Genomic DNA, 16992 nt, shown 5'->3' on the forward strand with positions numbered 1-16992 from the left:
TTCTCCTTTGCCCGGCCATGTAGGAAGCGCAGGCACGCTTGTCATCGCCTGCGCGCACAGGCAGGAGGGCAGCAATCGTTTCACAAGGGGAGACAGAACTATGCGCTTTTTGCTTGCCGCCGCCGCGACCGCCCTGCTGGCATCGCCGCTTGCCGCCGACGATCATGTGCCGACTATCGGCGAGGTTCTCGAGGCGGACCTGCGCGACGACGATCGCGCGCGCGACCAGTACCGCCACCCCGAACAGACGCTCGACTTCTTCGGTGTCGAGCCCACCATGACCGTGGCCGAGTTCGGCCCTGGCGGCGGCTGGTACACCCGTGTGCTAGCGCCCTATATCTCGCCCGCCGGCCGCTACATTGCGTTCCAACCCGATAGCGACGGGCAGGACTATCGCGACCGCGCGCAGGAAGCGCGCGCCAAGAGCTGGACCGAGCGTTTCACTACGAGCGTGGGCGAAATGGCCGGCGTGAACGCAGCCAATGTGACCGCCTTCGAGATCGACGAGATGCCCGAAGAGCTTGCCGGCACGGTCGACCGCGTGCTGATCTTCCGCTCGATGCATGGCCTCAACATGGGCAACGAGGCCGATACAGTGCTGAAGGCGGCGCGCATGATGCTGAAGGACGACGGCATGGTCGGCGTGGTCCAGCACCGCGCTCCGAAGGGTGCGAGCTATGACGATTACGGCGCCCGCCAGCGCGGCTATATGCGCACCGAGGACGTGGTGGCGATCTTCGAGGCTGCCGGTTTCGAACTGGCCGCCGAAAGCGAGATCAACGCCAATCCGCGCGATCCCGCCAATTGGGAGCGCGGCGTGTGGACCCTGCCTCCCGTCCTCCAGTTCGGTGACGAGGACCGCGCGCGCTACGAAGCGATCGGCGAAAGCGACCGGATGACGCTGCTTTTCAAGAAGGCCGACTGACCGCTTCGTCAGCCAGCGTTCATCTGAACACAGCCAATCCCCTCGATGTAATAGTGTTACATCGAGGGGATTTTTCATGCATAAACTGATTCTGGCCGCTTCCGCCCCGCTGGCTCTCGCCGCCTGCGCCGACCGGAGCGACGAGGTTCGCGGTGTCGATCATGGCGAGACGCTGCTTTCCGTCAGCGCCAGCGGGCAGGCCGAAAGCCGACCCGACCGCGCGCAGTTCAACGCCGGTATCGAGACCTATTCGCGCAGCGCCAAGGCGGCGAGCGAGGCCAATGCCGAGAAGATCGCGGAAATCGTCGCGGCTTTGCGCGAACTGGGCGTCGAGGAGGACGATATCCAGACGCAGAACGTCTCGGTGCGTCGGATCGACTGGGGCGACCGCAAGGGCCAGTACCAGGCGAGCAATGTGTTCGAAGTCACGATGGACAATCCCGATCGTGCGGGCGCTGCCGTCTCGGCGGTGACCGAGGCCGGGGCCAATGTCCTGTCCGGTCCCAGCCTCACCATGAGCGATCCCGAAGAGGTCGCCAACATCGCCTATGCCGATGCCTACAAGGCCGCCCGGGGCCGCGCCGAGGCCTATGCCGAAGCGGCAGGCATGGAGATCAGCCGCGTGCTCTACATCCGCGATGCGGGTGGGCAGCAGGGGCGGCAATGGCTGCGCGGAGCACAGGCCATGAACGAAATGGCCGCAGAAGTTGCCGCCCCTCCGCCGCCGGTAGCGCCGCCTCCGCCCATTCGGACACAGCAGTCCTCGCCCGGCATGATGATCGGCACCAGCCGCAGCCAAGTCTATATCCAGGTGGACTTCGCGCTGAAGGAGAAATAACGCTCCTCTCCCATGAGAGAACTTAGCGTTTCCGTCCTGCAGCTCGCCCTCGCGCGGGCTGACGAGGCCGACAATATTGCCGCCGTGGGCGCGCTAGTGGAAGAGGCCGCGGGCAAGGGCGCGCAGGTGATCCTGCCGCCCGAACTCTTCGCCGGCGACTATTTCTGCCGCGAGGAGGAGGAAGAGCTTTTCGCCCGCGCCCGCCCGCTGGCCGAAGACCCGAGCGTGCGCGCCATGCAGGAGCTTGCCGGGAAGCTCGGCGTGGCCATCCCGACCAGCTTCTTCGAGCGCGACGGGCATCACTATTACAACACGCTCGCCATGATCGGCCCCGATGGCGAGATTATGGGCACCTATCGCAAGAGCCACATTCCCGATGGCCCGGGTTACGAGGAAAAATACTATTTCCGCCCCGGCAACGACGGCTTCAAGGTGTGGGACGTGTTCGGCGCACGCATCGGCGTCGGCATCTGCTGGGACCAGTGGTATCCAGAATGCGCGCGGGTCATGGCGCTGAAGGGCGCCGAAGTGCTGTTCTATCCGACCGCGATCGGCTCTGAGCCTTACGACGCAGACCTCGACACCAGCCGTATGTGGCGGCGCGCGATGATCGGCCATGCGGTGTCGAACTGCATGCCCGTCTGCGCAGCCAACCGCATCGGCCACGAAGGCCCCGCCGACCGCCAGCAGAGCTTTTACGGCCACAGCTTCATCAGCGACGAATGGGGCGATCTGACACAGGAATACGGCGCCTCCGACAGCGGCGTGCTGGTGCAGACGCTCGACCTCGACCGCGCGGCCAAGCACCGGGCCGGGATGGGCTTTTTCCGCGATCGCAGGCCGCAGCTCTACGGGCGGATCTGCGAGGATATCTAGCTTGGGATCGGGTCGCGCCATCACTCAGGACCAGCTCGACCGGCTCTTCACTGCCGCGCTCGAGGCCGCCATCGGAAGGGTCGAGAAGGACGGGCATTTCCACCCGCTCGTTTTCGAACTGCGCCCCGGCGGCACGATCCAGGCGGTCGCGGTGCTGGAGACAGGCGTGACCGATACCTCGCGCGGCCCCGCCGACCGGATGGGGCAATTGCTGAAGCCCCGGGCGCAAGACGGCCGGATCGAGGCTTCGGCCATCGTCCGCATGCGCCAGCAGGAGCGCGCGCTCGAAGTGCGGCTGCGCGCGCCGAATTACTCGGCCGATATCGGCGTGCCCTTCACGCTGGAGACCTCGGGGCTGGTCAAGCGCCAGCGCCGCGTGGTGTTGGGCGCTTTCTCGGCAGAACCGGCCGGGAACGACGTGTTCGGGGGTGACGCGTGACCGTCCACCGTTACATCCTCGCGCTCGGCTCGAACATGCGCGTGCCCGGTATCGGCAACCCACGCCGCGTGCTGGCGACGGCGCTGGATGCGATGGCGGAGCGGGAGATCGAAGTCATTGCAGCCTCGCGCATTATAAGCAGCCGTCCGGTCGGCCCTTCGCAGCGCCTCTATGCGAACGGGGCGGCGCTGGTCGAAACGCCCCACGATCCCGAAACCATGCTGGACGAATTGCAGGCCCTCGAACGCCAGTTTGGACGCAAGCGTCGCGGGAGCCGCTGGCGCGGGCGGCCGCTCGATCTCGATATCGTCTTGTGGAGCGGCGGGGCCTGGCTCTCGCCACAGCTGACGATCCCGCATCCCCTCTTCCGGCAGCGCGACTTCGTGGCCGGCCCCGCCGCGCGCGTCGCCGCCGACTGGCGCGATCCGGTGACCGGCCTCACCCTGCGTCAGATCGCAGCGCGCGTTTCCTGACTTCGGTGGCGGGGTTGCCGCGGTAGATCGTCCAGCTTTCCGCATCCTCGAACAATGTCCCGCGCGCCGCGAGCACCGCCCCTTCGCCCATAGTGACACCCGGCCCGACGAAGGCCTCGGCGGCGACCCAGCAACGTTTCGAAATGTTGACCGGGCGCAGGACGAGCTGAAAATGGGTGTCGGAGGTGTCATGGGTTGAGGCGCAGATATGCGCACGCTGGGAAACAACACTGTCGGCGCCGATCGAAATTCGTCCCTGGTTGTAGAGGATCGCGCCGGGACCGATCAGCGCGTTGTCGCCGAGCTCCAGATTAGCGGGATGCCAGATCCGCGCGCTCGCGTGAACCCGCACATTTTCGCCCAGCTTCGCCCCGAACAGCCGCAGCACCAGCGCCCGCCAGCCGTGGAGCGGCGGCGGCGTCCAGCGCGCGAGCACGAGCCAGGCCGCCATCCACACGGCCCGCGCCAGCCGGTTGCCCAGCGAAAAGGAGGGGCCCCCGCTGCCGGCCTTCGATTGTCGCGCGTCGAGCGGCTCCATTGCCCCCACCTTTCCCTAGCCAACCACGCCTAATTGCCGCGCAGGTGCAAAAGCAAGCCAAACCACGCTTGACCGCTCCCGATCACCTCCCTAGGTGGCGGGCGTGGTCGGGCCGTTAGCTCAGTCGGTAGAGCAACTGACTTTTAATCAGTAGGTCGCTGGTTCGAACCCAGCACGGCTCACCACCTTCGCACCTCCCCCGCGTGATGTGTGATCTTCCAAAATTTTCATTTATGCCGGGGCCGGGTTCCCGGACACTCCGCTCGCTTGCTCGATGAAGCGCCGGTGGTCGGGCAGGCGCGCGCCGCTCTGGCGCAGCGATTGCGCGATGTGGGCGATCCGAGAGGCGATTGCCCCCGCATCGGCGCGCGCGGTGAGCGGGTGCGGTGAATCCGGAAGCAGGTTCTGGCCGATGAGCAGCGAGGTCCACGAGGTCTGCTGGAACAGGTGGCCGCCGTCGATGGCGAGGCTTCCATGCGCCTGCCAGAGATCGAGGCTCGCGGCGAGGCTGTCGGGGACCTCCATCGCGGCGCAATGGCGCCAGAATTCCGAATCCTGCCGCTGCGTCACCTTGTAATGCGCGATGATGAAATCGCGAACCTGCAGCCATTCCGCTTCGGACTGGCGATTGAAGTGATCACGCTCGCGGCTCGCTCCTGCATGCCCTGGAAACAGCTTCACGAAACGCTCCAGACCCGATTGGACCAGATGGATGCTGGTTGATTCCAGAGGTTCGAGAAACCCTGCGGCAAGGCCAAGGCCGAGGACGTTGCCCGACCAAGGATTGCGGCGGCGTCCGGTGGCGAAACGCAGGACGCGCGGCTCACCCTTTGGTGTCCCCGTGAGATTGGCGAGAAATCGTGCGAGCGCGTCCTCATCGCTTGAAAAGCGGCTCGAATAGACGTGGCCATTGCCGGTTCGTGACTGGAGCGGAATATTCCACTGCCACCCGGTCTCGTGCGCAATGGCCCGCGTGAAGGGAGCGATGGCTTCGCTGGCGGGATCGGTCTGGACCACCACCGCGCAGTCGGCGGGCAAGTAGTTCGACCAGTCGTCGAACTCCTCTTTCATGGCGTCCCCAAGCAGCAGGCTGCGGAACCCAGAGCAGTCGATGAAGAAGTCGGCCGCCAGCTCGCGACCGTCCTCCAGTGCCACCTGCGTGATGTCGCCGCTTTCGCCGTTGCGGTGGGCATGGGCGATCCGGCCTTCCGTCCGCATTACCCCTCGGCTTTCCGCGAGGCTTCTAAGATAACGGCCATAGGCAAGCGCATCGAAATGGTAGGCGTGGGGAAGCAGGCGCGACAGCTCGCTGCCCGGTCGCTGATCGATCGCGAAACGGTTCTCGTCGGCTGCCACACGCCCGAGGAACATGTCTTCCCACTTCGGATAACCGCTACTCTCGGCCTCACGTCCCAACAGCCACCAGTGATGAAGCGGGACCAGCGCATCCAGTTCCTGCGCCGTATGCCCGAAGGCGTGAATGTAGCGCTCGTCCTGGCGTCCCCAGTTCTCGAACTGGATGCCGATCTTATACGTGGCATCGGTGGCGCGGAGAAATTCCGCCTCGTCGACTCCGGCCAGCCGGTTGAATTCACGGATGGGCGGGATCGTCGCTTCGCCAACACCGACGATGCCGATGTCGTCGCTTTCGACAAGCTCGATTGCGACAGTCCGGCCCAGCGCCCTCGACAAAAAGGCCGCGGCCATCCAGCCGGCCGACCCGCCTCCCACGATCAGCAGCTTGCGGATGGGCCTTGTGCCGCGTCTGGCGTCAGTCATCGCCCAGGGCCTCGCGCAAGGGGGCGAGGTGGTCGGCATAGGTTTGCCAGGAACCGATGCCGCGTCGATTCAGAGGCTGGCGAACCTGTTCCGAACTCGCGGTCGCTACCGGTGCGTTGGAGCGGTGGAAGTCGAGCATGCTGTCCTCGTAAGGGATGCCCAGAAAACCGGCGACTCCGGTCAGGACCGACTCGGGCTCATCGACCAGTTCCTCGTAGCGCACCAGCATGATCCGGTCCGGGAAGGCTTCGCGCATTCCGTCGGTGAACTCGACATAGGTGCGGTAAAAACGTCCGATGTCGTGCAGATTGTTCGAAGCAGCATGGCCCTTCGAAAACAGCGTGCGGTAGTTCGACCAGCAGCAGTCCATCGGATCGCGGCGAATGTCGATTATCCGCGCCTCGGGCATGGCGCGCAGGATGAGCGAGAGGTGCCGCCAATTCATGTGCATCTTGTCGATCGCGAGATCGGCGTCGGGTCGCATCGCTTCGGCCATGCGCTCGCAATACCACTTGCCCTGCGCAGCCAGGGTTTCGGGCGACAAATCCGCGATCACTTCGTTGAGCTTCTCGCTGCCTTTGGTGAGTTCGAGGCGTTTGACCATGTGCGGGATGATCTGCAATTCGCCCAAGGCTTCCACGCGGGGGCTTTGCGCAAGCATGCGCTCCAGCAGTGTGGAGCCTGCGCGGGGCATGCCAACCATGAAGACCGGCGTAACCGGCTTGCTTCCGGCAGCAGCGCTGGGCAGTCCGCCGGGCACGCGAAGCCGTTCAAGCTGGTCCATCATGCGGGCATGGAACTGGCTTGCCGAATGCGATTCCTGCTTGGCGCGCACGGCGTTTCCGGAGGCGAATTGGGCAAAGGCCTCGTCATGCTCCCCGCGCGCGTGCAGCGCGATGGCGAGCGCGAAATGGAGATTGGTCTTCGCCTCCGCCGGGATGCTTTGGCTAGCAAGGAGATCTCGCAGGGTCGACACATCGGCATCGGTGATCGAGGACGCGTCGAGGTCCGCCATGCTCCACCAGCTTCGCGCGTGATCGGGCGCCAGCTCGAGCGCCCGGCGGTAGGCTTCCAGGGCTTCTTCGCGCCGCCCGGAAAACCGCAGCGCATCGGCGTGATCGGCGTGAAGGTCGGGAGATTTCGGCTCGAGGGTCAGCAGCCGCTCCGTCGTGCGCACGCAGGCTTCGAAATTACCCGCCCCGTTGGAAAGGCGATTGCTGAGCGCGAGGAGCGAGCGGTTGTCGGGTGCCGAGGCGAGCAGGAAATCAAGCTCCTTGCGCGCGTCCACCAGCTGGTCGGACAGCATCAGGGCGTTGACCAGAAGAACGCGGGCATGGCCGAAACCGGGCGCACGTTCAAGGACCGCGCGCAAGAGAGGGATCGCCTTGTCGGTCAGGCCGATCCCGAGCGCGCTCTCGGCCGACAGGGTGAGCCCGGCGAGATCCTTGGGAAAGGCACGGATATGCTGCGCGGCCAGCTCGCTCGCGCGGGCGAAATCACCTTCGGCGAGGGCCTTTGCGGCCTGCTGGAGGACGGGGTAGCGGCGCCCCTCCTCGAGCGCGACGAGTTCGGCGCGCGCAGCGTATTGGTGTTCCCCGCGCGCGCGGTGCGCGGCGGCCGCAATCCGCAGGGCGCGCGGTTCTCGTCCATCCTTCCGCAAGATCACCTGCGCTTGCTGGAGCGCGGCATTCGCGTCGATCCCTAGCAATTCCTCACCCCTGGCGATCGCTTCGTCGAGCGATCCGGGAGCGATCCGGGTGTTTGGCTCCTGCGCCATTATGCGTATCCCAATATGCCGCGCAGCTTGGGCGAGACGAGGTCCACAATGTCCTTCTGGATTTGCGGCAGTTCGTCCGGAATGCGGACACCCCTGATGGTGAGGTTTTCGCGCGCGGTCCCGCTCTGGCCGCGATCGGCGCCGATGGCCACGCGTTCGCGCCAGTCGTCCGGCTTGGCGATACCGCATGCTTCGAGCAGTCCGGTGAAATAGTCCTCGGCGGCTGGCGTATCGAGATTGCGAACGGCGTCGCGCAGTTCCTCGAAGCGAACGAGGTGAACCCCCGTGCCCAGCCAGGCAACTGCGTTGAAGAGATAGGTCTCATGCAGGCCGGGGCTTTTGCGCGGCATGCCGAAGATAACGATATTAAGAAGCTGTTCGGCGGTCAGGGGCGCCCGCTTGAGCACATCGAGATCGCCCTGGAATTCGTCGGACAGCATAAAGCGGGCCACGGCAAGGACCCAGTCGTAAGGGTCGCGCACCAGGAGGATCCGGCGCGCGGCACCCGTCGTCGCCGCCGAGATTTCGGCGAAGAACAGATGGCCCCAGCTCAGTTTGGCTGGTGGCCCGTCGAAAGCCGCAAGATGCTTTTGCAGGTTCGCAAACTGGATGAAGTCCGCTGAGTAGTGCTGCTCGACGGGCACGAACATGCGGATGATGTTGCGCAGCAAGTGACTGCCCGATTTCGGCAGGCTGTTGAGGAAGAGCGGCTGGGCCAGTTCGCGCTGGACGAACTCGCGGTTCCTCTCGTCGAGATTGTCCGGCTTTACGGTGATCGTTTGCATGGCAGAGGGCTTAAGGGGGCAGGCCAAAAGTGCAAGGGAGCCATAAGAAAAGGGGCGGAGCCTCGCGGCCCCGCCCCCCTTTTCGTCCAGACCGATCGGCCTTAGAACTTGATGCCAGCGCGCACGAAGGCGCGGCGGCCGAGCCAGTCGTACTGAGAAGCGAACAGCGGCGTGGCGCCACCGATCGTCGTGATGCCCGAAACTTCCGGCGGACGCGTGTCGAGCAGGTTCGACACACCGGCGGTGATCACGAACCGGTCGGCGAATTCCTTCGTCAGCGACAGGTTGTGGTAGAACACCGCGTCGGTGCGCGGACGCACACAGTAATCTCCGAGATAGACGAATTCGGCGAATTCGCTTGTCTCGGGAGTGCGGCAGAGCACGCCAAAGTCTTCGATGTAGTCTTCCTCGCTCGACGAAGCGCCGATGATGTCCATGCCATAAAGCAGCGACCAACCTTCGTAGTCATAGACCAGGTTGATATCGGCGGTGAACTTCGGATCGCCGACGTCGCCGTTGTAGTCATCGAACTCGCCGAGACGGTTGATCGTGTCTTCCAACTGGTAGGTCGATTGCGCAAGGAGCGACAGACGGCCGGCGCTACCGAAATCATGGCTGGCACGCAGCGTGAAGTCGATACCGCGGTTCAGCTGTTCGTCGACGTTGATGAACGCACGACGCACGCTGCGGATGTTGGTCGGATCGCCGTCCTGACCACGCTCGAACAGCTGGCAGAACGTGCTGTTCGGGAAGTCTTCCGAATCGTAGCAGTTGCGCAGGATGCTCGCTGCGGTCAGCTGGGCGATCTCGTCCTTTACCTTAATATCGAAGTAGTCGATCGTCAGGGCGAGATCCGAGTTCGGGCCGATGTAGGGCGTCAGGATCGTGCTTGCCGTCATGGCGCGCGACGTCTCGGATTCGAGAACGCCAACACCGCCCGAAGTGAAGACCGAGACCTGAATGCCTGCACCGGTCCGGTCCGGAGCGAGGCCTTCTGCTGCACAGTTGTCCGCGATCCGCTGGGTGATGGCGCCGTTCGCCAGCGCATCACCCCAGTTGACGCAAGGGTCGATCGTCTGGCGAGCACCGCTGACCTGGTCGGCAAGGAACAGCTCGAACAGCGCCGGAGCGCGGTAGGAGGTGCCATAGGTGCCGCGGAAGCGGAGCCAGTCGTTGACCTGCCAGTTGCCCTGCAGCTTGTAGGTGATGTTGCCGTTATCGGAATCTTCGAAACCATCGGAATCACGGACCGAATTCACGTTTGTGATACGAGCCGATGCCGAGATCGTGAGTTCCTGCACCAGCGGCTTGTCGCGCTGCAGCGGAACTTCGACTTCGACGAAGGCTTCCGACGTGTCGCGACGGCCAACCGTGTTGCCCGAAGAGAACGGGTTCGCAAAAGCGTTGTCGATGAACGGGCGTTCGTAATCCGGATCGTCTTCCGACAGGGTTGGATCGAAGTCCGGATTGGGCGCGTAAGTGACGTGGCCCGGAAGATCGTTGATCGTATCCCGGCGGTAGACCGCACCGGCTGCGAAACCGACCGTGCCTGCCGGCATGTCGAACAGTTCGCCGGCAATCGAGGCTTCGATGAAGGCCTGCGTGTAGAGCGTGTTGCCGGTTTCGGTTTCGGTCAGATAGGCTTCTTCTTCCGGCGTGAGATCGCCGGCCATGACGCGCGGATCGACCCAGTTGAGCTGGAGACATTGACGACCGCTGATCGGCGTGACGAGGCCCGCGCAGCCGTAGCCGTAGGCACGGTCGGTCTGCTGGCTGATCACGTCCTGCAGGATCTGGTCGATCGTGTAATCGCCATCCGAACGGCTGTACTGACCGTGGATGTCGAAACCGATCGAGTCGCTCAGATCGCCGCGGAAGCCGAGGACGCCGCGATAATAGTCGACTTCGATTTCGTTGTCGTAATTGTCGAGGATGCCGGTCGGGCTCAGGAACTGGATGTTGCCGTTCCAGCCGGGGAACGGATCGTCCGGGTCGCCTTCAGCGTAGTAGAGGCCGGAAAGCCCGAAGTTGTAAAACTGGCTGTGGCTATCGACGTAGGTGCGGCGACGGTTGAAGAGGCCTTCTGCATAGGCTTCGATCGAATCGCTGAGCGCGAACGAACCTTCGACATAGGCGGTGTAGCGATCCGTTTCGGGGATCACCGAGTCGCGCTGTTCGATCGGGCTGTAGCGGTTGGTTACGCCCTGTGATTCGGGGCTCCAGAAAGCGACCGGGAACCAGCCCGGAGGGGCCGAGATGTCGAAGAGGCCGGTCACCGGGCCCGGGGCCGGCACGAAGCGGCCGAGATCGTCGTCGCCATAGCTGTACTGCATCAGCACCGAAGGCGAGTTCGTGCGCGGGACGTTGTTCGGATAATAGGCCCAGACGTGGCCCCAGGTGGTGCCGTTACAGGCGAGTTCACCGGTGCGCGGGTCGATCAGGTCGACGCGCTCGTCGCCGTCTTCGGTACGGAAGAGGTAGTCGTAGTCGCAATCGAGGTAATCGCGATCCTGGCGTTCCAGTTCGTTCTGGCGATAGAATTCACCGGCGAACATGATGTGGCCGCGATCGAATTCCTTGCCCCAGGCAAGGCTGCCCTGGAAGATTTCGCCGCCGCTTTCGAACGGCAGGGTTACCGAACCGTCGATTTCGAGGCCGTCGGTCGAACGCTTCGTGAGGATGTTCACAACCCCGGCAACGGCGTCCGAACCGTAGATCGAGGAGGCGCCGTCCTTGAGAATCTCCACTGATTCCACGATCGAGGAAGGTAGGACGTTGAGGTCGAACGACGAAACGCCGCCGCGCGTACCGGCCGGACCGGCGCGACGCGAATTCAGCAGGACCAGCGTACGCTCGGCACCGAGGCCGCGCAGCGAGACCGTTTCGGCGCCCTGGCCGCCGTTGGCAACCGCGTTGGCCGAAATGGCCGAGGTGATCTGCGAGGAGCCGTTGGCGATCGGCGAATTCTGGACGATCTCGGCGGTGTCGGTCGCACCCGTGCGGCGCGCGATGTCGGGATCGATGATCTGCAGCGGCGCCGAGCTGGTCGCTTCGCTGCGACGGATGCGCGAACCGGTGACGGTGATCGTCTGCGCGTCGGTCGCGACAGTCGGCTCGTTGTCGACGCTTACGACTTCTTCCTGCTCTTCCTGTGCGCCGTCATTGACGACCGAGCCGTCCTGGGCAGCAACAGGCGACGCAAGCGTCATGGCAATGGTTGCCAGACCCGACCCGGCCAGGAGGCGCGAGACATTGCGGGTGCTGGAATACGGGCGGATTTTCATTAAGTCTGACCCCCTAAATTGGCCGGTCCTACCGGCGGGCAGTTCCCAAAAATAAGGCGCGCTTCCCCGCACGCCTGAATTCCGCCATTACTGCCGCAGTCCGGCGTAGTCGCAAGGCAAAGGTCCGCGTGTTTTGTCTTTTGTTATGGGGCGCTGCAAATTTGCAACAATTCGCTCCGTGGCGGCCCCGACTGACGCGCAAAATGTCGTTTGCCCGTGGATTCGCGCGCTTTTGGCAGCTCGGCAGCATGTGGCGCATCTGCCATGGGAAGGCGGTCGGCAGCACGCAGCGGCAAGGTCCTGGTTTGCCTCGATGCCACCGCGCTCAAACCCATCAGCATGAGTTTTGGCCGAGCAGACCCGTCCCGATACCAATTGCGCGAGATCCTTGACTCGCGCCTCGCCACCGCCAATTCCACAGGGTTTCCGAGCAGACCGAGAGGCTTATACCGCAGACCCGCTATGGCTGAACCGCAGCTCTCCATTTTCGCGCGCCTTCCCGTACCGGGCAAGGTCAAGACGCGGCTGATCCCTGCCTTGGGCGAGGAGGGGGCGGCGCGGGTCTATGCGCGGCTGCTGGCGCAGACGGTGGAGGTCGCAAGGGCTAGCGGGCTCGCCTTCGAACTGCGGGTGACGGGCGGAGAGGAGGCGGCGTTCCGCCAGCTGTTCGGCGAGGATATCGCCGTCGCGGAGCAGGGCGAGGGCGATCTCGGCGCCCGCATGGCGCGTGTGCCTTCGCCTGCCTTGATAATCGGGAGCGATTGCCCGGGGATCACGCCCGCGCTGTTGCAGGCGGCAGCCGAGGCGCTCGATGACCGCCGCGTGGTGATCGGCCCGGCGACCGATGGCGGCTATTACCTCATCGGCTATCGCGAGCCTGTCCCCTTTGTATTCGCCGATATGGAGTGGAGCACGCCGCGCGTCTTCACCGAAACCCTCGCTCGGCTGGCCGCCGAGGGCTACGGCCCCGCAATCCTGCCCGAACTTGCCGATATCGACACGGGCGAGGACCTCGCCAGCTGGCCCGAATTCCAGTGAGCGTGACGCTGCTCATCCCGACGCTCGACGAGGAGCGGGCTCTGCATGCGCTGGTGTCGACCCTCGCGGAATTAGACCCGCCACCTGAGGAAATCCTGCTCGTCGATGGCGGCAGCACGGACGCGACCTGCGCCATTGCGCGCGAAGCGGGCTGGCAGGTGCTGACGTGCGAAAAAGGACGCGCGCGGCAGATCAATCTCGGTGTCGACAAGGCAGAAGGTGAGATCGTCTGCGTGGTCCATGCCGACACGCTGCCGCCTCCTGACATGGTGCGGGTGATCGAGGAGACGCTGGCCGACCGGCGTATTGCGCTCGCCAGTTTCACACCCGTCATCCGGGGGCCGGACAAGACCCGCTGGGGCACCACGATCCATAATTGGGCCAAGACCTGGTACGCCCCGCTGATCACACGGCCGCATCTGTTCTTGCGTGGCGTCCGGCTGCTTTTCGGCGACCACGCGATGTTCTTCCGCCGCGCCGATTTCCTGCAAGTCGGCGGCTGCACGCCGGGCGATGCGGTAATGGAAGAGGCGGATCTGTGCGTGAAGCTGGCACGGCTGGGGCGGGTAAAGATGGTCCCGCGCCGTGTCATCACTTCGGACCGGCGCATCGCGGCATGGGGCCCGCTCAAGGCGAACTGGATCTATTTCAAGGTCGGCATGCTCTGGGCCTTCGGGCTGCGCAGCCGCATGGCGCGCCACTATCCCGACGTGCGCTAGTCGGCGGGTAGGAACCCCACCTCGATGCAGTGATCGATCAGGCGGCGGATATAGGCCTGTCCGGTCGGCGGGCAGGAAAGGCCCGTCAGCGCGCGGAACGCCTCGTCCGTGAAATGCGGGTCGCGCTGGAAATAGCTGGCGTAGAGCCCCGCCACGCGGCGGAACAGGCGCCGCTCCAGCGCGGGGAGGGTGGCCGGATCGAAGGCCTCGGGCGCGACCAGTTCGGGCTCGTGGAAATGCGGATAGGCGCCGATGGCACCGGTGAAATCGGCCACCGGCAGCGGCTGGCCCGAAACGAGGTGGAAGGTGCCGCCCGCCGCCTCCTTCATCCGGCCGGCCAGCGCGACGATCCCGCCAGCGACGTGGTCGATGGGTACGAAGTCCAGCGTCGCGCCCTCGCGCGCCGGCATGTGCCGCACGCGGCCTTCCGCGATCAGCTTGAAAGCGGCGTAAGTGGTGTCGAACTGGCGGATGCGGCCACTTTCGTGTTCGCCGACGACGATGGAAGGACGCGCTATGGCCCAGTCGAGATCGCTGTCTCGCACCAGCCGCTCGCCCGCCGCCTTGCTCGCCTCATAGCCATTGGCGAAGCCCTCCAAGGGAAGAGTATCGTCCTCGCCGATCACCCCGTCGCGCGCGCCGCAGACATAGGCGGTCGAGACATGGAGGAAGCCCATGCCGCCCGCCTCGGCCAGCGCCAGCGCATGGGCGACGCCGCGCACATTGACCGCCTCGTAATCGGCTTCCGACAGGTCGAAGCGAACAGTGGCGGCGCAGTGGATGAGGAGGTCGTGCGCGGCGGCGCCTTCGGCAAAATGCGCCTCGCTCCACCCGAAGCGGGGCTGCGAGACATCGCCCGCGAGTGTATCCACAGGCACCGCTCTACCATCGTTGGCGCGCACGGTCGGGCTCTTGTGGACGAGGCCGGTCACGCTGTGCCCCGCTTCGAGCAGGCCCACGCAGACCTCGCCGCCGACAAGGCCGGCGGCGCCGGTCACGAGAATGCGCATGGAAGGAGAGGTCGGTGCCATGTAACCGAAGTGCGCCTGCCGTCGAAGTGGGGAGGAAAGGTTGCGAGTTTCATTCGCATCTCCCGCAATTTGGGTTACGGAGCAAGCGATGAAATTCACTCATGACGTGATCGTGATCGGCGGCGGGGCTGCCGGACTGACCGCTGCCGGTGGGTGCGCGCTGTTCGGATTGCGCGTGGCGCTGATCGAAGCGCGCAAGATGGGCGGCGAGTGCCTCAACGATGGCTGCGTGCCGTCTAAGGCGCTGATCGCCGCCGCTGCCCGTGCGGCCGAAGCGCGCACGCCAACGCGGTATGGCATCACGCTGGAGCCGCCCAAGGTCGAATGGACCGGGGTGCATAAGCACATCCACGACGCCATTGCCGCCATCGCCCCGCATGACAGCGAGGAGCGGTTCGAGGAAATGGGCTGCGAGGTCTTTCGCGACTGGGCGCAGGTGACGGGTCCGCAATCGGTGGAAGTGGGCTGGCGCACGCTCACCGCCCCGCGGATCGTGATTGCAACCGGTTCGCAGCCCGCCGTCCCCCCGATCGAGGGGTTGGACGACGTGCCTTACCTCACCAACGAAAACCTCTTCGACATCGATGAACTGCCCGACCACCTGATCATCGTTGGTGGCGGGGTCATCGGCATGGAAATGGCGCAGGCCTTCTCCCGCCTCGGCAGCCGGGTCACGGTGGTCGAGCCGGGCGACCTCCTGGGCCGCGACGATCCCGACAGCGTTGCCGTGGTGCGCGAGGCGCTGGAGGAAGACGGCGTGCGCTTCGTGAAGGGGCGTGCGGAACGTGTGAGCGGCGAAGCGGGCGCCGTGCGGCTCGAGACCGGCGGCGAGACCATCGACGGCTCGCACCTTCTTATCGCCACCGGGCGGCAGGCCAATTGCACCGGCTTGGGACTGGAAGGGATCGGCGTCGCGATGGGCAAGGGCGGCATCACGGTCGACGACCGCCGCCGGACTTCGGTCAAGGGCATCTACGCCATCGGCGATTGCCGCGAGGGGCCGCGCCTGACCCATGTCTCGGGCTATGAAGGCTCGAATGTCGCGCTCGAAATCACGCTGGGCCTGCCCGCCAAGGTTGACTGGTCGGCTCTGCCCTGGGTCACCTATACCGACCCCGAAGTCGCGCAGATCGGCATGACCGAGGCCGAGGCGCGGAAGAAGCATGGCGACAAGGTGACGGTCGTCAAAGAGACCTTCCACGACAACGAACGCTCGCTGGCGGAGGCGAAGGATCGCGGGCACCTCAAGCTGGTGCTGAAAGGCAAGAAGGTGCTCGGCGCGAGCATCGTGGGCAAGAACGCGGGCGAGCTGCTGCTGCCTTTCGCGCAATCGATCACCGGCAAGAGCAGCACCTTCGCACTCGGCTCGGCGATCATCGCCTATCCGACCCGCAGCGAGATTTCCAAGGCCGCCGCCTTCAGCGCGTGGGAGCCGACCGTCTTCGGCGCCTTCCCCAAATGGTGGGCGCAGACGCTGGCGAAATTGCGCGCTCGCCTCGCATGACGAAGACCCGCACCATCTCTCGCAACGCGCCGCAGGGGCCATCGCCTTTCGCGGTCGAAGCCGCGCCGCTGCCGCGCGAGAAGTTCAGCGATCCGCGCATAACCGCCAAGGGCGAGCCGCGCGCGCAGGTGCCGCTGGCACGGCTGGAAACGCTGTGGCTCAACACCGGGACGCTGTGCAATCTGGCCTGCGCCACCTGCTATATCGAGAGCAGCCCGACCAACGACGCGCTGGTCTATCTTTCCGCCGACCACGCAGCGCGCTTCCTCGCCGAAGCCAAAGGGCTGGAGACGCGCGAGATCGGGTTCACCGGCGGCGAGCCCTTCATGAACCCCGATATGCTCCCGATGCTGACCGCCACTCTGGAACAGGGCTTCGAGGCGCTTGTGCTCACCAACGCGATGAAGCCGATGCGGCGGCACGAGGAGGCGCTGCTCGCCTTGCGCGAACGACACGGCGACCGGCTGACCCTGCGTGTCAGCCTCGATCACCACTCGCGCGAAGTGCACGAAGGCGAGCGCGGCCCGCGCAGCTGGATGCCGGCCATCGAGGGTCTGCGCTGGCTTTCGGATCACGGCTTTTCGATCGCGGTGGCTGGACGGCTCTTGCCGGGCGAGGGCGAACGGGAAGCGCGCGAATGTTATGCGGCGCTATTCGAGAAGGAAGGCCTTGCCATCGACGCGCGCGATCCGGCGCGGCTGGTCCTCTTCCCCGAGATGGACGCGGACAAGGACATCGCCGAGATCACCACCGCCTGCTGGGGCATCCTCGGCAAGTCGCCCGCCGACATCATGTGCAACACCAGCCGCATGGTCGTGCACCGCAAGGGCGAGGCGGCCCCGCGCGTGGTCGCCTGCACGCTAATCCCGTACGATCCCGGCTTCGACCTTGGCGAGACGCTGGCCGAAGCATCCTGCGATGTGCCGCTCAACCACCCGCATTGCGCGCGCTTCTGCGTGCTCGGCGGGGCGAGCTGTTCGGCCTAG

Annotated in this window: 15 protein-coding genes and 1 tRNA gene; 10 read left to right on the forward strand and 6 right to left on the reverse strand. The window is 65.0% G+C overall.

Annotated features, from left to right (window positions below; all coding sequences use genetic code 11):
• The first annotated feature begins 100 nt into the window (after positions 1-100).
• The 5 genes from K3148_RS08010 (at position 101) to folK (ending at position 3551) form a co-directional block, all read left to right on the forward strand.
• Entirely contained in the window at positions 101-925 is an 825-nt protein-coding gene (locus tag K3148_RS08010) for a class I SAM-dependent methyltransferase (protein WP_221424317.1), read from the forward strand.
• 76 nt (positions 926-1001) lie between these two features.
• Positions 1002-1763 (forward strand): SIMPL domain-containing protein, encoded by a 762-nt coding sequence (locus tag K3148_RS08015; RefSeq protein ID WP_221424318.1) that lies wholly within the window; start codon positions 1002-1004, stop codon positions 1761-1763.
• A 12-nt stretch (positions 1764-1775) separates the two neighbouring features.
• Entirely contained in the window at positions 1776-2639 is an 864-nt protein-coding gene (aguB, locus tag K3148_RS08020; protein ID WP_221424319.1) for an N-carbamoylputrescine amidase, read from the forward strand.
• A 1-nt stretch (position 2640) separates the two neighbouring features.
• Complete coding sequence (locus K3148_RS08025; protein WP_221424320.1) at positions 2641-3078, forward strand: hypothetical protein; 438 nt, start codon at positions 2641-2643, stop codon at positions 3076-3078.
• A complete protein-coding gene (gene folK / locus K3148_RS08030) occupies positions 3075-3551 on the forward strand; it encodes a 2-amino-4-hydroxy-6-hydroxymethyldihydropteridine diphosphokinase (RefSeq protein ID WP_221424321.1) in 477 nt (158 codons plus the stop codon). Before K3148_RS08025 ends, folK begins: the two co-directional genes overlap by 4 nt.
• Here folK and K3148_RS08035 read toward each other — a convergent pair.
• On the reverse strand, positions 3517-4089 hold the full coding sequence (locus K3148_RS08035; RefSeq protein ID WP_247711519.1) for an LbetaH domain-containing protein: 573 nt from the start codon (positions 4087-4089) through the stop codon (positions 3517-3519). The genes folK and K3148_RS08035 overlap by 35 nt on opposite strands.
• Positions 4090-4198: 109 nt before the next feature.
• On the opposite strand from K3148_RS08035, the gene K3148_RS08040 reads away from it, so the two are divergent.
• A tRNA-Lys gene (locus K3148_RS08040) sits at positions 4199-4274 on the forward strand.
• A 46-nt stretch (positions 4275-4320) separates the two neighbouring features.
• Here the strand turns inward: K3148_RS08040 and K3148_RS08045 are convergent.
• From K3148_RS08045 to K3148_RS08060, 4 genes are all read right to left on the reverse strand, one after another.
• Positions 4321-5868 (reverse strand): tryptophan halogenase family protein, encoded by a 1548-nt coding sequence (locus K3148_RS08045; protein WP_221424323.1) that lies wholly within the window; start codon positions 5866-5868, stop codon positions 4321-4323.
• Positions 5861-7645, reverse strand: a complete 1785-nt coding sequence (locus tag K3148_RS08050) for a tetratricopeptide repeat-containing sulfotransferase family protein (protein WP_221424324.1) — start codon at positions 7643-7645, stop codon at positions 5861-5863. The genes K3148_RS08045 and K3148_RS08050 overlap by 8 nt, the downstream gene beginning before the upstream one ends.
• Positions 7645-8430, reverse strand: coding sequence for a hypothetical protein (locus tag K3148_RS08055; RefSeq protein WP_221424325.1), 786 nt, complete (start codon positions 8428-8430; stop codon positions 7645-7647). The genes K3148_RS08050 and K3148_RS08055 overlap by 1 nt, the downstream gene beginning before the upstream one ends.
• 101 nt (positions 8431-8531) lie before the next feature.
• Positions 8532-11714 (reverse strand): TonB-dependent receptor domain-containing protein, encoded by a 3183-nt coding sequence (locus K3148_RS08060; RefSeq protein WP_221424326.1) that lies wholly within the window; start codon positions 11712-11714, stop codon positions 8532-8534.
• Positions 11715-12176: 462 nt separating this feature from the next.
• On the opposite strand from K3148_RS08060, the gene K3148_RS08065 reads away from it, so the two are divergent.
• Positions 12177-12752, forward strand: coding sequence for a TIGR04282 family arsenosugar biosynthesis glycosyltransferase (locus K3148_RS08065; RefSeq protein WP_221424327.1), 576 nt, complete (start codon positions 12177-12179; stop codon positions 12750-12752).
• Positions 12753-12754: 2 nt separating this feature from the next.
• The gene (locus tag K3148_RS08070) at positions 12755-13471 is read left to right on the forward strand and encodes a glycosyltransferase (RefSeq protein WP_247711520.1); all 717 of its coding nucleotides are present in this window, start codon (positions 12755-12757) and stop codon (positions 13469-13471) included.
• Here the strand turns inward: K3148_RS08070 and K3148_RS08075 are convergent.
• Complete coding sequence (locus K3148_RS08075) at positions 13468-14502, reverse strand: SDR family oxidoreductase (RefSeq protein WP_247711521.1); 1035 nt, start codon at positions 14500-14502, stop codon at positions 13468-13470. The two genes, K3148_RS08070 and K3148_RS08075, sit on opposite strands and share 4 nt — an antisense overlap.
• Positions 14503-14590: 88 nt before the next feature.
• On the opposite strand from K3148_RS08075, the gene K3148_RS08080 reads away from it, so the two are divergent.
• Together K3148_RS08080 and K3148_RS08085 are read left to right on the forward strand one after the other, a co-directional pair.
• Positions 14591-16006 carry a dihydrolipoyl dehydrogenase family protein gene (locus tag K3148_RS08080; RefSeq protein WP_221424329.1) on the forward strand — a complete coding sequence of 472 codons (1416 nt, stop codon included), beginning with the start codon at positions 14591-14593 and terminating at the stop codon, positions 16004-16006.
• Positions 16003-16992: a radical SAM protein gene (locus tag K3148_RS08085; protein ID WP_221424330.1), complete on the forward strand. Its 990-nt coding sequence runs from the start codon at positions 16003-16005 to the stop codon at positions 16990-16992. Before K3148_RS08080 ends, K3148_RS08085 begins: the two co-directional genes overlap by 4 nt.

It is taken from the genome of Qipengyuania aurantiaca, from assembly GCF_019711375.1.
GTDB classification, from domain to species: Bacteria; Pseudomonadota; Alphaproteobacteria; order Sphingomonadales; family Sphingomonadaceae; genus Qipengyuania; species Qipengyuania aurantiaca.